Origin of the sequence: Cryobacterium mannosilyticum (assembly GCF_004402705.1) — a bacterium.
GTDB classification, from domain to species: domain Bacteria; phylum Actinomycetota; class Actinomycetes; order Actinomycetales; family Microbacteriaceae; genus Cryobacterium; species Cryobacterium mannosilyticum.
On the sequence record NZ_SOFM01000040.1, the window covers coordinates 42,498 to 59,669 of the forward strand.

A 17,172-nucleotide genomic window follows, 5' to 3' on the forward strand; every position below is an offset into this window, starting at 1 on the left:
TCAGCTCGGCTGCGGCACGCCGGCCGGCTCGTGCGCGATGAACCGCACGGCCATCGCCTTGTAGCCGGGGGTGTTCGACTCCCGGGCCACGAGCTCCCGGTGCATCAGGGCGTTCGCCTCGGGGAAGTATGCCGCCGCGCAGCCTCGCGGGGTCGGGTAGACCACCAGGCGGAACTCGTTCGCCCGGCGTTCCTCGCCCCGGAATGTGCTGATCACGTCGACCAGGTCGCGGTCCGTGAACCCCAGCTCGGTGAGGTCGTCCTCGTGGATCAGGATGACCCGGCGGCCGCCCGAGATGCCGCGGTAGCGGTCGTCCAGGCCGTAGAAGGTGGTGTTGTACTGGTCGTGGCTGCGGATGGTCTGCAGGATCAGGTGCCCAGGCGGCGGGGTCAGATACTCGAGCGGGCTGACCGTGAACCGGGCCCGGCCGATGTCGGTGGCGAAGCTGCGGGTGTCGCGCGGGGGATTGGGCAGCACGAAACCGTTCTTCGTCTTGAGCCGCCTGTTGAAATCGGAGAAGCCCGGGATCACCCGGGAGATGCGGTCACGGATGACGTCGTAGTCGTCGGCCATGGCCTTCCAGTCGATCACGTGGTCCTCGCCGAGGGTGGCGCTGGCCATCCGGGCCACGATGACCGGCTCGGCGAGCAGGTGCTCGGAGACCGGGTCGAGGCGCCCCTGCGTGGTGCGCACCACCGACATCGAGTCTTCGACCGAGAGCACCTGGCGGCCGCCGGGATGCTTGTCATCGGTGTCCGTGCGGCCGAGCGTCGGCAGGATCAGCGAGGTCTTGCCGTGCATGATGTGCGATCGGTTGGGCTTGGTCGACACGTGCACGGTCAGGCCGACCCGCTGCATCGCGGCCTCGAGGGCCTCGGTGTCGGAGCAGGCAAGGGCGAAATTGCCGCCCATGGAGACGAACACGTCGATGTCGTCGTTCTCGAAGGCCTCGACCGTGTCGACGGAGTCAAGACCGTGCGCCCGCGGGGACTGGATGCCGAACTCAGCATCCAGCGCGGCCAGCAGCGACTCCTTCGGCTTCTCCCAGATGCCCATCGTGCGGTCGCCCTGCACATTGGAGTGGCCGCGCACCGGGCAGGCGCCCGCGCCGGGCTTGCCGAAGTTGCCCTGCAGCAGGAGCAGGTTGATGATCTCCTTGAGCGTGTTCACCGAGTGGGGCTGCTGGGTGAGGCCGAGCGCCCAGCAGATGATGGTGGCCTTCGAGTCGACCAGGAGGCGGGCGACCGTGGCGATCTGCAGCCGGGACAGCCCCGTCGCCTTCTCGGTCTCGTCCCAGTCGATCACCTTGCGGGCTGCCCGGTATTCGTCCAGGCCCGCGGTGTTGGCTTCGACGAATGCGTGATCGACGACGGAGCCGGGCACGCGCTCCTCCTCCTCGAGCAGCAGGTGGCCGAGCGCCTGGAACAGGGCCAGGTCGCCGCCGACCTTGATCTGCAGGTATTCGTCCGCGAGGGCGGTGCCGTCGCCGATCAGGCCCGACACCGACTGGGGGTCCTTGAAGTTGAACAGCCCGGCCTCCGGAAGCGGGTTGACGGCGACGATTCTGCCGCCGTTGTCCTTGCATTCCTTGAGGGCGGAGAGCATCCGTGGGTGGTTGGTGCCGGGGTTCTGGCCGACGACCAGGATCAGCTGGGCGTTATGGATGTCGTCCAGGGAGACGGTGCCCTTGCCGATGCCGATCGTGGGGTTCAATGCCGAACCCGACGATTCGTGGCACATATTGGAGCAGTCCGGCAGGTTGTTCGTGCCGATCGAGCGGGCGAACAACTGGTAGAGGAACGCCGATTCGTTGGCGGTGCGACCGGAGGTGTAGAACACGGTGCGGTCCGGCGTCGTCGCCCGGATCTTCTCGCCGATCAGCTCGAAGGCGTCGTTCCAGGTGATCTGCGAGTAGTGCGTGTCACCGGGACGGATGACCACCGGATGCGTGATCCGGCCCTGATTGCCGAGCCAGTACTCGGTCTTCGTGGCTAGTTCCGCGATCGAATGCTCGGCCCAGAAAGCGGGCGTCACGGTGCGCACGGTGCTCTCCTCGGCGACGGCCTTGGCGCCGTTCTCGCAGAACTCCGCCGTCTTGCGGTGGCCCTGCGACTCCGGCCACGCACAGCCGGGGCAGTCCGTGCCGTCGCGCTGGTTCAACCGCAGCAGCGCGCGGGCGGTGCGGGTGACGCCGGCCTGGGCAATCCCGCGCTCGAGCGCGACCGCCACCGCCTCGAGCCCGGCTGCGGAATTCTTCGGCTTCTTGACGCGCAGGTTGCTCTCGTTGATGTCTTCGATCGGTGCACGACGTGTCATGCATCCATCCTGCCCCCTGTGACCGCCAAGTAAACCCGTCGGCGGAGTCTCGGCTGATTCCCAGCCGATATCTGATTGCTGGTCAGGCCAATAGCGTTGAATCGACCGGGAGCGGATTCGCCACCGGCAATCCGAGCCGTTTCCCGTTCCGAAGTATCATCGGCAGCACCAGACCGCATCCGACGCCATCCCGCCCCGACGACAGCCCGCCCCGACGACAGGGAGAACACTCCGTGGGAACCCATACGACCCTGGACACCATGCGCCAGACGCGTTCGATCCTGGACGGCATCCGGGCCGCCGACGACCTGACCGTCGCCGCGAGCAGGGACGGCGGCGTGCGGGCCGTTCGCCTGCTCGCCCAGGCCGCGGTCGACCCGGGCGACCAGCTCACCGCGATCGCGGCGATGCACTCGCTCGCCCAGGTCTTCGACGAGTCGGCGGACGATGTGCTGGTCACCCTGCTGGGCCATGACACCCTGTTCATCCGTGAGCACACGGCCTGGGCCTTCGGGGCCCGCCTGCCCCGCCTCGACGCCATCTCCGGGCTCGTTGCCATGGTCGTCGCCGGCGGATTCCCCGGGATGATCGCCCAGCGCACCCTGGAACAGTGGGCGTCGTCGGTGCCGGAGCACGTCGGGCTCGCCCTCGAGGGTGCCCTGGTCGGCGTCGTCGAACCCGGGGCACGGTCCCGTCTGGTCGAGACGATCGGCCTCGTCACCGGCCGCATCCCGGAGCGCCTGCTGCGCCGCGTCGCCGTGGACCCGGCCGAGCCGACCGAGGTGCGTGTCGCCGCGATCGCCGCCCTCGGCGACCTCGGCCCGAACGACGCCAACATCGCGATCGTCACCGAGCTTGCCCGGGGCGACGACGTGCTGGCCGAGGTGGCCAGGCTCGCCCTGGTCGACCTGACCGTGCCGAACTATCCGCGCGCGCCGTGGAGCCAGGGGGCCACCATCGCCCAGCTCTTCCTGCACGCCGACATCGACCGTGACCTCAGCCAGGTCGGCGCGGGCGACAACGGCGGCATCGCGACCCTGCTCGTGCGCCTCGGCGACGCCCTCGTCGCCGGCCCGACGCCGGGGGAGGACGCATTCCTGTCCCGCGGCGAGGATGCTCCGAGGGGGCAGCGGGTCGAACGGGTGCTCACACTCTCCCGGGGCGGTTTCGCCGATGCCCTGGACTGCCTCTCCGAGGTCGGCTCGACCCTGGCCGGGCACGCCTTCGCGACCGTCCCGTTCCTCGGCGAACCGGTCGCCTCGGTCGACGCCTGGCCGCGCCGGATCGCCACCCAACGCGGCATCCGGCGCATCCTCCGCGCAGCGGGAACGGTCGATGCGATCCACCTGAGGATGGCCGATGTCGGCACTCTCGCCGCTTCCACGGTCGCCCGCGAACTGGACATCCCCATCGTATTCACGGTGGCACCCGACCCGCACAGCGTCATCCACTCGCTGGACGCGACCGGCGCCCTGACCCGCGCGAACTTCGGCACCGTGGACGAGGCCGAGCACTTCTGGTTCCGGGTGCGGCTGGTGCAGCGGCTGGCAGCGGATGCCGCGCACACCGTGCTCTTCCCCCGGCCCGACCTGCAGCGCGACATGCGCGAGCTCGTCGGAATCGACATCCGGCAGCACCCGGAACGCCACTCGGTGATCGCGGAGGGAATCGACCTGGCCGTGATCGAGCGTTCCCTCGCGGACGCGACGGCGTCCCTCGACGGGTCCGCCGCCGTTGACCCGGGGCGGCTGAACGCGGCCGGTGCGGTGGCGTTCGTCGAGCTCGACGACCTGCTGGCGGCCCTCCCGCCCGAGCGACGCGGGCTGCCGCTCGCCGTCACGGTGGGCCGGCTGCACCGGGTCAAGGGCATGGCCGCGCTCGTCGAGGCCTGGTCGGCGGACCCGGCACTGTCCGCGGCCTGCAACCTGCTCATCGTCGGCGGGGACCTTCGCACGCCATCGGCCGACGAGCGCGCACAACTGGACCGGATGGCCGCGGCCGTTCCGCTCGACGGGGCCAGCGAACGGGGACTGCTGCTCGCCGGGCACCGCAATAACGACACCGTGGCCCGCTGGCTCGCGGCCGCGCGCACCGGCCGGCCCGGCCTGGCCGGTCCGAACGGCGTCTATGTCTGCGCCAGCGTGAAGGAGGAGTTCGGGATCGCCCTGCTCGAAGCACTGGCCACCGGCCTCGCCGTGGTCGCGCCGCACTCGGGGGGGCCGGCCACCTACGTGGAAGAGGGAGTGACAGGCTTCCTCGTGGACACCGGCAACCCGGCCGCGCTGGCCGGCGGGATCGCCGCTGCCCTCACGGTCGCCGCCGGCCCGTCCGGACCGGAGTTCGCCGACCGTGCCCGCGAGATGGTGGCCCGAGGTTTCACGATCCAGGCCATGGCGTCCACCCTGGCCGCCGTCTACCGGGAGGTCGCCGTCACCGACGGGCCGAACGCCTGGGCGATGAGCCTCTCCTGATGAGGAACCCGACCTGATGAGGAACCTGACATGACCCTGCTGATCATCAGCCCCGACTACGCCTCCCACCTCTTCCCCCTGGCCACTCTCGGCACCGCCTGGCAGGAGGCCGGTGAACGCGTCGTCGTGGCCAGCGGACCGGCCACGGCCGACATCGTGCGGGCGTTCGGTTTCGAACGGGTCAACCTGCAACTGGGCCGCGGCTCGAACCCGGGCACGATCCGGGCCGAGCAGCAGCCGAGCGGCGAAGACGACGCCCTCCGCGGGTTCTTCGCCGCGACCCGCCGCGGCATGGTGGAGACGCTCCTGTTCCAGGCCGAGGCGCGCAGCAACGACCTGCTCTGGAACCCGGTCGAGGTTGCCCGGGAGGTGCAGCGGATCGTCGCCGAGGTGCAGCCCGAGCAGGTGATCGTCGACCACCTCGCGTTCAGTGCGAGGCTTGCGCTGCAGAGTGCGGGCATCCGTCACGCCGACGTCGTGCTCGGGCACCCGTCCGCGCTGCCGGTGGGCGACGAGGTCTACGGCTACCCGCCGGAATGGCCGGTGGCGTTCCGGCCCGGCCCGGCCGCGCTGGAGGCCCTGCACCTGGCCTGCGACGAGGTGAGTGCCGCGTTCACGGCCCAGTGGAACGCGGCCCTGTTCAGCCTGGACCCGGCGGCGATGCCCAGCCGCGACGCCTTCATGGAGGCGGGCGATGTGCTCCTGCTCAACTACCCGGCCGAACTGCACGACCCGGCGCGAACCGCCCTGCTGCCCCCGCACGCCTTCCTCGGCTCCGCGGTGCGCGAGGAGGCCGCCGACGACGAGGTCGACCGGTGGCTGGCCGCCGCCGACCGGCCGGTCGTCTACGTGAGCTTCGGCAGCTTCCTCTCGGTGCGCGGCGACGTGCTCGCCCGGGTGGCGGAGGCGCTGCGCGGGCTCGACGTGCGGGTCGCCATCGCCACCGGCGCGACAGACCCGGCCGAACTCGGGCCGATCCCCGGCTCCTGGCTTGTGCGCGGGTTCCTGCCCCAGGTCACCCTGCTCCGCCACGCGGCACTCGCCGTCACCCACGGAGGCAACAACAGCGTCACCGAGGCGATGACCGCCGGGGTGCCGCTGCTGGTGCTCCCGTTCTCGACCGACCAGTTCGCCGGTGCAGCCGCCCTGGAGAGGGCCGGTTTCGGGCTGTCCCTCGACCCGAATGCCGTGACGGCCGACGAGTTGCGAGTGGCGGCCGAGGCCCTGCTCGCGCTCGACGGCGCGGCCAGGCTGCGCCTGGACCGGCTGAGCGCCTCCCTCGCCGACGGCGAGGGCCCGCGCCGCGCCCGTGCGGCACTGCTGGCCGTTCCCGTGGTCGGTTAGGCGCTTCGGCGCCGCGCCCCGTCCAGACGTCGCTCGACTCAGACGTCGCTCGACTCAGACGTCGCTCGGCTCAGACGTCGCTCGACTCAGACGTCGATGGCGTAGACCAGGGACTCCTGCACCATGCCGAACCATTCGTAGACGTCCCGCAGGAACGGGGCGTCCTCGTCCTCTCGCTGCGGCCGGCCGTCCGGCCCAATGTCGAGACGCTCGGCCAGCGTCAACCGCAGGTCGGTGAGGGTGCGCAGCCAGGACTGCACGTCGGGCGGGTCAAGCACGATCGCCAGCGGGGCGTCGTCCGGCAATTCGTGGAGCAGCGCCTCGTCCGGTTCGTCGGAGATCGGGTCGAGCGGCTCCTCGCCCAGGGTCGTCAGGACCACCTTCGCATTGAGCACCTTGCGGTCGAGGAGATCGCCGGCGGTGAACCGGCGGAACTCCGCCGCGGCCTCAGGGTCGTCCAGGTAGGCATCCGGCAGCAGTCGTTTCAGGGCCGGGTCGGCGGCCGTGCCTGGCGCGTGGGCATCGGCGGCCTCCAAAAGTTCCACCAGCTGGCTGGTGGCGAGTCGGAGCAGCCCCACCTCGACCAATTCGAAGTGCGCGGACACGCGACCTTCCGTGGACGGCTCGAATTGCATCACGAGTCGGCCCTGGCCAGCGTCGCCCACAGGCCGTAGCCGTGCATGGCCTCGACATGGCGTTCCATGGCCTCACGGTTGCCGGTGGCGACCACGGCCCGGCCGGTGTTGTGCACCTGCAGCATGAGGCGCTCCGCCTCCTCGGCGGTGACGCCGAAGTAGCTGCGGAAGACGTAGGCCACGTAGGACATCAGGTTCACCGGGTCGTCCCAGACGATCGTGATCCACGGACGATCCAGTGACACCGTCTCCTGCAGATCGGGGCGTTCGACAGTCTTCGGCACCCCTCAAGGCTCCCACGACGGGCACCGGAATTCCACCGGGTCCGTCGCGGTCGTCCTCCGCAGGGTCCGGGCCCGGTCAGGGCGCGTGGTGCGGGCGGCCGGCCGCGTGCCCGAGCGCGGTGACGACGAGGGTGATCGCCGCCGACAGGGCGACCCCCCAGCCGATGTGCGTCATCAGCAGCAGCGCGCCGACCGCGGCGCCGGCGCCGATCAGCACGATCGCGGCGAGCCGGCGGAACCAGGGCTGGCCCTTGCCGCCGCCGAGCCGGGAGTCGGCGGCGAAGCCCGTGATGGTCGAGGTGACGACCACCGTGGTCACGTCCTTCACCCCGATGTGGCGGGCGATCGACGCCTGCAGGCCCATCACCGCGGCGAGGAAGCCGGTGATCACGAGGTCGAAGGGTGCCGGTGGGCGGCCACCGCCGAGGAACAGGGCGATCGAGAGGGCAGCCATCACCAGTCCCTGCAGGCCGAAGAGCACACTGGCGTGCGTCGTCCAGCCGATCGCGACCGGGCGCAGCACCCGCCCGCCGACGGCGGCGCCGAGCATGAACGTGAACAGCGCCAGCAGTGGGCCGGCGACCGGCAGGTTGTTCGCCCCGGCCAGAGCCATGCCGAGGATCACGACGTTGCCGGTCATGTTGCCGGTGAACACCCGGTCCAGGCCGAGGTAGCCCACGGCATCCGCCACGCCGGTGGAGAAGGTGAGTGCGAGCATGAGCCCCAGGTGCAGGTTCGCGGGGTGGCGGCGGAGTGTCTCGAGCACGGGATCCTTCGGGAACGGTGACGGCCGGGTCGGCGGCGGCGGGCGCGGAAACCCCATGATTCCATGGATGCCGCGCGGGAGTCACCGATCGGGCGGATGCCCGGGCGTCCCGCCGGTCTCCCGTTCGACGCCGGCGTTGATGTCCACGTCGATGTTCACGTCGGTGTTCACGTCGATGTTCACGTCGATGTCGGCGCCGGTCTCCAGGTCGCCGCATTCCACCGGCACGGCCTGGTGCGCGAACAGGTAGGGCCTGGCCCCGGTGTCCCCGCTGACCGAGGCGATCAGGCCGGCCCAGTGCGCGCGCCCGATCACGACCGGATGCCCCGGCCTCCCCTCGAAACAGGCCTGCCTCAGGGTGTCGGGACCGAGCGCTGCCGGACCGAGCGCTGCCGGACCGAGCGCTGCCGGACCGAGCGCTGCCGGGCCGATCAGCCGCCGGACGGTGGCCTCGCCCAGCCCGGGCACGTCGACCGGGACGACCGCCACCGCCAGCGGACCGGGGCCGAGCGCCGCCGCCGCCCGCAGCCCCGCCCTGAGTGACGCGGAGAGCCCGTCCGCCCAGTCCTCGGCCCGGGTGACCACCAGCTCGCCCGGATGGAAGTCGCCGAGCAGCGCCTCCGCTGCGTCGGCGCCGGCCCCGAGCACGACGATCACCGGGTGGCAGCCGGCGGCGGCCAGAGTATGCACGGCCCTGACCAGCCAGGACGTGCCCTCAGGGGTCGTGGCGAGCGCCTTCGGGCGGCCGTAGCGGGAGCCCGCGCCGGCCGCGAGCACGAGACCGGCAACCGGGGGAGCGAGGGGCATCATGCCTGCCATCGTAGGGCGACCTGCCCGTCGCCTGCCCGGACCGCGTCCGGACCGCGTCCGGACCGCGCCCGGACAACCGTGGCAGACTGGGGTCATGCCTGAGCGCACGCTGATCCTGTTGCGGCACGCCAAGTCCGACTGGTCGGGTGACGAGGCCGACGTCGACCGCCCCCTGAACGGTCGGGGCCGCCACCAGGCGCCGCGCGCCGGGAAGTGGCTGGCCCGCAGCATCCCGGGCATCGACCTCGCCGTCGTCTCGTCGGCGAACCGGGCGCGCAGCACCTGGGAACTGGCCTCGGCGGAACTCGACGCCGTGCCGCCGACCCTGGTGGACGACCGCGCGTATGCCGCCTCGGCCGGGCAACTGCTCGGCGTGCTGCGCGAACTCCCCGACGACGCCGGCACCGTCGTGCTGGTCGGCCACAACCCGGGGATCGAGAACCTCGCCGCGCTGCTGACCGGGGAATCCGTGCCGATGCCGACCTCGGCCATCGCGGTGATCGGCCTGGCCGGCCCGTGGTCGGACGCCGGTCGTACCCCGGCGGTGCTGCGCGCCTCGGGCAGACCCCCGGCGGACTAGAGTCGGCACCAGCGTGGGCGGTGGCCGGCGCAGTCGAAGGGGGAACACATGCTGAACAACCTCACCGGTTGGCACGTCCTGATCATCCTCGCGGTCCTGGTCGCCCTGGCGGTCGTCGTCCTGCTGATCGTTCTCGTGGCCCTGCGTCTTGGCCGAGGATCGTCGCGGGCGGGGCAGCCCGCCCCCGGCACTGATCCGGTCGCCGCACTGCAGGCGCTGGCCGGGCTCCGGGACCAGGGCCTGCTCTCCGAGACCGAGTACCAGGCGAAACGGCAGGAACTGCTCGGCAGGATCTGAGTTTCAGGATCTGAGTTTCAGGAGCGGGGCCTCCGGCGCTGAGCCTCACACCCTGAGCCTCAGGCCCGTTCGGAACGCCCGGTCAGGCGCGCGGACACCGGCGACCGGTGCTCGGGTTCCGGTGCCTGGACCCGGCGGCCGCGCACGAAGACGCCCGTGATCGCCGGCTGGCGCAACGCCAGCAGCAGGGCGAACAGGGTCTGGTCGGTGGCCATCTCCGCGTCGTCGGCGCGGATGCCCCGCTCGAGCACGCTCGCGAGCGGCTCCCAGCGGTCCGGTTCGATCAGCAGGAAGTCCGCGTCCTTGCCGACGTCGAAGTTTCCGAATCGCGCCTCCATGTCGAGGGCGCGGGCTCCGGCCAGGGTGCCGGTGAAGAGCAGGGCGGCCGGGTCGATCGACAGCCCGGCGTCGCCCGGCTCGGACAGGTGCACCTTGAAGCAGTCGTTGAGCACCCGGGAGACGAGCCACTCGTCGCCCGCGCCGATGTCCGATCCGATCGCCACGTTCACCCCGAACCCGGTGGTGCGCAGCCAGGGCATGGTGCCCGAGCCGAGGAACTGCTGCGAGGTCGGGCAGTGCGCGACGGAGGTGCCGGTTTCGGCCAGCCGGGCGAGTTCGGCATCCTCGCAGTGCACGGCGTGGGCCAGGATGCTCCGGCGACCGAGCAGGCTCGACCCGCCGCGCACCGAACCGGGCAGGAACCGGCCGTCGTAGGTGTCGAGGTAGGTGTCGACCCGGTAGATCGCCTTCACCGCGTCGATCTCACCGGTGCCCGGCCGGTTGTTCTCGTTCAGGTGGCTGTGGAAGTACACGCCCCGGCCGCGCACGTCATCGTAGAGCTCGCCGAGCCCGGCGAGCGTGGTCGGCGTGACGGACAGGCTGAACCGGGGAACGACCGCCACCTGCAGCAGCGCCGTGGCCGGGTCGCCGGTGTCGACCGCGTGCCAGCGGTCGATCTCGGCCGTGACCAGGTCGAGGGCCTCGGTCTCTCCGGTGAGCAGCGCCCGCGACGACTCGGAGCCGATGGTCTGGATGCCGCGCCCGCTGACCAGGCGCAGGCCGGCCCGCTCCGACTCGGCGAACAGGGCGTCCTGCGCGGGCGGGAACGCCGACCCGAAGACCAGGGCGCTCATGGTGCCCGCCGCGATCCGCCGGCGGGTGAAGTCCCGCGCGATCCGGGCGCCGAACTCGGGGTCTTTCAGTTTGGATTCGGCCGGGAAGACGCAATTGTCGAGCCACTCCAGCAGCTGCCCGCCGCCGTAGGCATCCGTGGAATAGGTCTGCGGGAAGTGCAGGTGGGTGTCGACGAAGCCGGGCAGGATGAAGCCGCCCCGGTTGTCGGTCACCGGCAGGTCGGCGAACTCCGCGGGGAGAGCGGCGAAGTCGCCGACCCAGTCGATCTGGCCCTCCCGGCCGGTGACAAGGGCGCCGTCGGGCAGGGAGACGAGATGGCGCCTCGCCTCCGACACGGTGGGCGAGCCGGCAATGTGGAAGACGTGACCGCGATAGACCTGCGCGGCTCCACGAATCGAAGTCATGATCCTGTTTAGCATCCCCGGCTTGGAGTGAGCCGGTCCCGGCGACCGCTGATCACTCCGTGCGGCGGGCTGCCGCGATTGGCGTCGAGCGCGCCACTTCCGCCGCTGCGCTCCAGGCGCGCCTGCAGCGCAGCGGCGCATTTGGCGCGGTCGGTCTCCGTCGGATGGCCGCTGCTCACGGCGGGGGTGCAAACGTTTGCAGACTCCCGTTGAGCCGGAAAGCGTCGTTTTGGCTCTCCGATGAGGGGCAAATCGGGGTGATCCGGCCCAAGCGCACCAAATCCCGAGGAAATTCCTGTAAACGCTTGCATGATCGGCGCGGCGCGGAGTAGCGTCTGATCCGTTGTCCGTTGCGCTGCAACGGGCCGAACGGGGAGAGTCAATGCTGACCGAACGCACCGCCGCACGCCGCATCCTGGCCACGATCGGATCAGGGGCGATCATCGTCTCCGGCCTCGTCTTCGCCCCGATCGCCGCCGCGGCAGCCACACCGACCGTCGCCCTCGTCGGCAGCCTCCAGAACGAGCTCGGCTGCACCGCCGACTGGGCGCCGGACTGCAATGCCACCGACCTCGCCCCGACCGGGGTCGACGGGGTGTGGGCGGCCGAGTTCACCCTGCCCGCCGGCAGTTATGACTACAAGGTGGCGCTGAACGACAGCTGGGATGTCGCGTACGGGCTCGATGGCGGGGCCGACAACATCCCGTTGACCATCGCCGGCGACAGCACCCTGCGGTTCACCTTCGATCTCGCCAAGAAGCGGGTCGGGCTTGAGGCGCTCAGCCTCGCCGGACCGTACTCCGCGGCGGATGCCCCGCTCGCGACCGCCCCCATCCGTGAACCCGGCAGCAACGAGCAGTTCTACTTCGTGATGACCGACCGGTTCAGAGACGGCGACCCGACCAACAACACGGCCGGCCTCGGCGCCGATCCGCAGGTCTCCGGCTTCGACCCGACCAACAAGGGCTTCTACAACGGCGGCGACCTCGCCGGCCTCCGCTCCTCCCTCGACTACATTCAGGGGCTCGGCACGAGCGCCCTCTGGCTCACGCCCTCGTTCATGAACAACCCGGTTCAGGGCGTCGGAGTGAACGCCTCGGCCGGCTACCACGGCTACTGGATCACCGACTTCACGAAGATCGACCCGCACCTCGGCGCCAACGCCGAACTCGAGGCGCTGATCGCCGACGCGCACGCCCGCGGCATCAAGGTCTACTTCGACATCATCACCAACCACACCGCCGACCTGATCGACAACGCGGAGAAGAAGTACAGCTACATCGACAAGGCCACCTCGCCGTATACGACCGCGGCCGGCGTCGCCTTCGACCCCGCCGACTATGCCGGAAAGACCGACTTCCCGGTGCTCGACACGACCTCGTTCCCGTACACGCCGACGCTCAGTGCCGAGAACGCGAACCGCAAGGTGCCGGCCTGGCTGAACGACCCCACGCTCTACCACAACCGCGGCGACTCGACCTTCGAGGGGGAGAGCGCCCTCGACGGTGACTTCTCCGGCCTCGACGACCTGATGACCGAGAACCCGACCGTCGTGAACGGCTTCATCGACGTCTACAAGACCTGGGTCGACCTCGGCATCGACGGTTTCCGCATCGACACCGTCAAGCACGTGAACCTCGAGTTCTGGCAGACCTGGTCCACCGCCGTGCGCGACTACGCCCGGGCCAACGGCAAGCCCGACTTCTTCATGTTCGGCGAGGTCTATGACGCGGATGCCGCCAAGACCTCTCCCTATGTGCGGAAGACCGACCTCAGCTCTGTGCTCGACTTCGGCTTCCAGTCTCAGGCCACGAGCTTCGCGGCCGGCAACTCGGCCAAGGGTCTCAGCCAGCTCTTCGCCAGCGACGACCGGTACACCACCCCCGACTCCAACGCCTACGCCCTGCCGACCTTCCTCGGCAACCACGACATGGGCCGGATCGGCTCGTTCCTGAAAAGCACCGATTCGCCGGTGCAGCGCGACAAGCTCGCCCACGACCTGATGTATCTCACCCGCGGCCAGCCCGTCGTCTACTACGGCGACGAGCAGGGCTTCGCCGGCACCGGCGGCGACAAGGACGCCCGCCAGTCCCTGTTCGCCAGCCAGGTCACCGACTACCAGAACCAGCCGCTGATCACGGGCGAGACGGCCGGGTCGGTCGACCGGTTCGGCACGGACGTCCCGCTCTACACCCACATCAGCGCCCTCTCCGCACTCCGCAAGAACAACCCGGCCCTGGCCACCGGCGCCCAGATCGAGCGCTACACCGACACCGGAGCCGGCATCTACGCCTTCAGCCGGGTCGACCGCACCGCGAAGATCGAGCACCTCGTCGCCGTCAACAACTCGGCCACCGCCAGGACCGTCACCGTGCCGACCCTCACGGACAACGCGGCCTTCTCCGTGCTCTACGGAGCCGGAACGCCGGGCACCACCTCGGCAACGGGTGACCTCTCGGTCACCGTGCCCGCGCTCGGCTCGGTCGTGCTCGTCGCCGACCGCCCGGTCACCGCGCCTTCCGCGGCCACCGCGATCACCGTCGCCGCCCCGAAGGCCGGCGCCGGCGTATCCGGAGTCTCACCCGTGGCCGCCACGGTCGACGAGGGCACCTGGGCCGAGACCGGCTTCGCCTGGCGCGTCGTCGGTTCCCCGGACTGGAGCGCCCTCGGCACCGCGGAGGACACCACCCCCCGGGTCTTCCACGACACCGCAGGGCTGGCCACGGGCACCCTGGTCGAATACCGCGCGGTGACCACGGATGCCGCCGGCCAGCGCGCCGCCGCCTCCACCTACGCCTCGGTGGGCAACACCGTCTCCCTTGCCGACACCGCGCCGCCGACGCCCGCCATCGACCTGGTCACCGTCGCCGGCAGCCTCGACTCGGAGATCGGCTGTGCGGGCGACTGGCAGCCCGGCTGCGAGGCCGCGAAGCTCACCAAGCGCGCCGACGGCGTCTACGCCGGCACCTTCGACCTGCCGGCCGGCGCCTACGAGTACAAGATCGCGATCAACGGCTCCTGGGACATCAACTACGGGGCAGGCGGGGTGCCGAACGGCGCGAACGTCGCCTTCACCGCACCCGGCGGACCGGTGACGTTCTACTTCGACCCGCGCAACAACTTCTTCCAGAACACCGCGCAGGGCCCGATCGTCGTCGCCGCCGGCTCCTTCCAGGAGGAGGCCGGGTGCCCCGGAGACTGGAAACCCGACTGCCTCGCCACCTGGCTGCAGGACGTGGACGGTGACGGCATCCTCAGCTGGAGCACCAGCACCCTGCCCACCGGCAGCTACGAGGGCAAGGTGGCGCACAATCTCGGCTGGGACGAGAACTACGGCGCGAACGGCGTGCCGAACGGCGCCAACATCGGCTTCAGCGTGACCGAAGGCAAGCAGACCACCTTCAACTACAACCTGGCCAGCCACGTGCTCACCATCGAAGCCACCGACCCGCCGCTCGCCGGCACCGGCCAGCAGCGCGCCCACTGGCTGAGCGAGAAGACGCTGGCCTGGCCGCGCGACCTGCTGCCGGTGAACACTGATCCGGCCGACCTCGTCTACGCCCTGCACTCCTCGCCGAATGCGACCCTTGCCCTCGTCGACGGCGCCGTGACCGGCGGCGACACCGTGAAACTCGCCTACGACAAGGCCGGGCTGACCGACGCCCAGAAGAAGGTGTTCCCCGCACTGGCGAACTCCGTCGTGCTGCGCCCGGTCGGCACCGACCGTGCCGCAATCGAGCGGCTGCTCACCACCCAGCTGCAGGTCAGCCAGGCCGGCGCCGGCGACGTGCTGAGCGCGCTCACCGGGGTTCAACTGCCCGGCGTGCTCGATGACCTCTACGCGGATGCCGCCACCGCCCGGCCGCTCGGCGTCACCTGGTCGAAGAAACGGCCGACCGTCTCGGTCTGGGCACCGACCGCGCAGAAGGTGGACCTGCTCGCCTGGACCGCCGGGGACGCCGCCGAACCCGAACGGGTCGCGCTGAAACGCCAGACCGACGGCACCTGGACGGCGACGGGCCAGAAGAACTGGGCCGACGCATCCTTCGCCTTCGAAGTCACCGTGTTCGCACCGACCACCGGCAAGATCGAGGTGAACCAGGTCACCGACCCCTACTCGGTGGCCCTGACCACCAACTCGACCCGGTCGGTGTTCGTCGACCTGGCGAACCGGGACTTCCGGCCGAAGAAGTGGGAGCGGGCCGAGTCGCCCGAGATCGAGAACCCCGTGGACCGTTCGATCTACGAACTGCACGTGCGTGACTTCTCGATCTCCGACCAGAGCGTGCCAGCGGCGCTCCGTGGAACCTACGGCGCGTTCGGCGTGGACAGCGCCGGCACAAAGCACCTGAAGGAGCTGGCGGATGCCGGACTCAACACCGTGCACCTCCTGCCCACCTTCGACATCGCCACAATCGAGGAGGACCGCAGCAAGCAGGCCGTTCCGGCCTGTGACCTCGCCTCCTTCGGGCCGGCGTCGCCCGAGCAGCAGGCGTGCGTGCAGGCGGTGGCCGACACCGACGGCTTCAACTGGGGCTACGACCCGCTGCACTTCCAGGCGCCGGAGGGCTCCTACGCGGTCAACCCGCGCGGCGGAGCCCGGGTGGCGGAGTTCCGCAGCATGGTCGGCGCCCTGCACGACTACGGCCTCCAGGTCGTGCTCGACGAGGTCTACAACCACACCGCGGCGAGCGGCCAGACGGCCAAGTCCGTGCTCGACAAGGTTGTGCCCGGCTACTACCACCGGTTGAACCCGCTGGGCGCGGTCGAGACCTCGACCTGCTGCCAGAACGTGGCCACCGAGCACCGGCTGGCCGAACGGCTGATGGTCGACTCGGTCGTGCTCTGGGCCAGGGAGTACCGGGTCGACGGCTTCCGATTCGACCTGATGGGTCACCACTCGAAGGAGAACCTGCTGAACGTGCGGAAGGCGCTGAACACGCTCACCGAGAAGAAGGACGGAGTGGACGGCAAGGCCATCTACCTCTACGGCGAGGGCTGGGACTTCGGTGAGGTGGCGAAGAACGCGCTGTTCGAGCAGGCGAAACAGGGCCAGCTCGGCGGCACTGGCATCGGCACCTTCAACGACCGGCTGCGCGACGCCGTGCACGGCGGCAGTCCCGTCGACGGCGGCACGGTGCAGCAGCAGGGCTTCGGCACTGGCCTCGGCACCGATCCGAACGGCGCGGCGATCAACGGCACCCCGGAGCAGGCCCTGGCCAAGCTGGCCACGGCCAGCGACCTGGTGCGGCTGGGGCTCGCGGGGAACCTCCGTGACTTCAGTTTCGTCACCGGCGACGGCACGGTGAAGCGCGGCGACCAGCTCGACTACAACGGGTCCCCGGCCGGCTACGCCGACCAGCCGGCCGAGGTGATCAACTATGTCGACGCTCACGACAACGAGACGCTCTTCGACCTGCTCGCCCTCAAGATGCCGGCCGACTCCGCGATGACCGACCGGGTGCGGATGAACACCCTCTCCCTGGCCACCGCGACCCTCTCCCAGGCACCGTCGCTCTGGCACGCGGGCACCGATCTGCTGCGCTCCAAGTCCCTCGACCGGGACAGCTACAACTCGGGTGACTGGTTCAACCGGATCGACTGGACCGGCCAGACGAACAACTTCGGGGTGGGCCTGCCGTCGGCGGCCGCGAACAAGGACAAATGGGACATCCAGCGGCCGCTGCTCGAGGACCCGGCGCTCGTGCCGACCCCGGCCGACATCGCGGCCGCGTCGAGCCAGGCGAAGGATCTGCTTCGGCTCAAGCAGTCGACCGAGCTGTTCCGGCTCGGCGACGCGAAGCTGATCAAGCAGAAACTGACCTTTCCGGCGGGAGGTCCGACCGAGATCCCCGGTGTCATCGTGATGCGCCTCGACGACACCGTCGGCGCCGACGTCGACCGCAAGATCGACGGTTTGCTCACGGTGTTCAACGCGAGCCCCGAACCGCAGACGATCGTGCTGAAGGAGCTGGCCGGCAAGAGCTACCAGCTCAGCCGCACCCAGGCGACGGGCACGGATGCCGTGGTCAAGACCGCGACCTGGGACACGGCCACCGGCACGGTCACCGTTCCCGCCCGCACCGTGGCCGTGCTCGTCGACGACCAGAAGCGGGGCCGGTAACCCCCGG

The 17,172-nt window shown here is 70.3% G+C and carries 11 protein-coding genes; 5 read left to right on the forward strand and 6 right to left on the reverse strand.

The genetic code is table 11. The features are described 5' to 3' along the window. Complete coding sequence (locus E3O32_RS12830) at window positions 1-2,316, reverse strand: FdhF/YdeP family oxidoreductase (protein ID WP_134510112.1); 2,316 nt, start codon at window positions 2,314-2,316, stop codon at window positions 1-3. A gap of 233 nt (window positions 2,317-2,549) precedes the next feature. Here E3O32_RS12830 and E3O32_RS12835 point away from each other — a divergent pair, with 233 nt between their 5' ends. Both E3O32_RS12835 and E3O32_RS12840 read left to right on the forward strand, forming a co-directional pair. Next, window positions 2,550-4,787: a glycosyltransferase gene (locus E3O32_RS12835; RefSeq protein WP_134510114.1), complete on the forward strand. Its 2,238-nt coding sequence runs from the start codon at window positions 2,550-2,552 to the stop codon at window positions 4,785-4,787. 30 nt (window positions 4,788-4,817) lie between these two features. Further along, window positions 4,818-6,131 carry a nucleotide disphospho-sugar-binding domain-containing protein gene (locus tag E3O32_RS12840; protein ID WP_134510116.1) on the forward strand — a complete coding sequence of 438 codons (1,314 nt, stop codon included), beginning with the start codon at window positions 4,818-4,820 and terminating at the stop codon, window positions 6,129-6,131. 86 nt (window positions 6,132-6,217) lie between these two features. Here the strand turns inward: E3O32_RS12840 and E3O32_RS12845 are convergent, their stop codons facing one another. The 4 genes from E3O32_RS12845 to E3O32_RS12860 all read right to left on the reverse strand — a co-directional run bounded on the left by E3O32_RS12845 (window position 6,218) and on the right by E3O32_RS12860 (window position 8,626). After that, window positions 6,218-6,766 (reverse strand): DUF2017 family protein, encoded by a 549-nt coding sequence (locus E3O32_RS12845; protein ID WP_478213461.1) that lies wholly within the window; start codon window positions 6,764-6,766, stop codon window positions 6,218-6,220. Next, entirely contained in the window at window positions 6,766-7,050 is a 285-nt protein-coding gene (gene clpS / locus E3O32_RS12850; RefSeq protein ID WP_241974927.1) for an ATP-dependent Clp protease adapter ClpS, read from the reverse strand. The genes E3O32_RS12845 and clpS overlap by 1 nt, the downstream gene beginning before the upstream one ends. 76 nt (window positions 7,051-7,126) lie before the next feature. Next, window positions 7,127-7,816, reverse strand: coding sequence for a YoaK family protein (locus E3O32_RS12855; RefSeq protein WP_338145199.1), 690 nt, complete (start codon window positions 7,814-7,816; stop codon window positions 7,127-7,129). An 81-nt stretch (window positions 7,817-7,897) separates the two neighbouring features. Further along, window positions 7,898-8,626: a nucleotidyltransferase family protein gene (locus tag E3O32_RS12860; RefSeq protein ID WP_338145200.1), complete on the reverse strand. Its 729-nt coding sequence runs from the start codon at window positions 8,624-8,626 to the stop codon at window positions 7,898-7,900. Between the two features lie 94 nt (window positions 8,627-8,720). Here E3O32_RS12860 and E3O32_RS12865 point away from each other — a divergent pair, with 94 nt between their 5' ends. Together E3O32_RS12865 and E3O32_RS12870 are read left to right on the forward strand one after the other, a co-directional pair. Continuing rightward, entirely contained in the window at window positions 8,721-9,206 is a 486-nt protein-coding gene (locus E3O32_RS12865; protein WP_174774785.1) for a SixA phosphatase family protein, read from the forward strand. Between the two features lie 48 nt (window positions 9,207-9,254). Then, window positions 9,255-9,503, forward strand: a complete 249-nt coding sequence (locus E3O32_RS12870) for an SHOCT domain-containing protein (RefSeq protein WP_134510122.1) — start codon at window positions 9,255-9,257, stop codon at window positions 9,501-9,503. A 59-nt stretch (window positions 9,504-9,562) separates the two neighbouring features. On the opposite strand, the gene E3O32_RS12875 is transcribed toward E3O32_RS12870, so the two are convergent. Continuing rightward, window positions 9,563-11,041, reverse strand: coding sequence for an amidohydrolase family protein (locus tag E3O32_RS12875; RefSeq protein WP_134510124.1), 1,479 nt, complete (start codon window positions 11,039-11,041; stop codon window positions 9,563-9,565). Between the two features lie 382 nt (window positions 11,042-11,423). On the opposite strand from E3O32_RS12875, the gene pulA reads away from it, so the two are divergent. Further along, window positions 11,424-17,165, forward strand: coding sequence for a pullulanase-type alpha-1,6-glucosidase (pulA, locus tag E3O32_RS12880; RefSeq protein WP_134510126.1), 5,742 nt, complete (start codon window positions 11,424-11,426; stop codon window positions 17,163-17,165). Window positions 17,166-17,172: the final 7 nt, after the last annotated feature.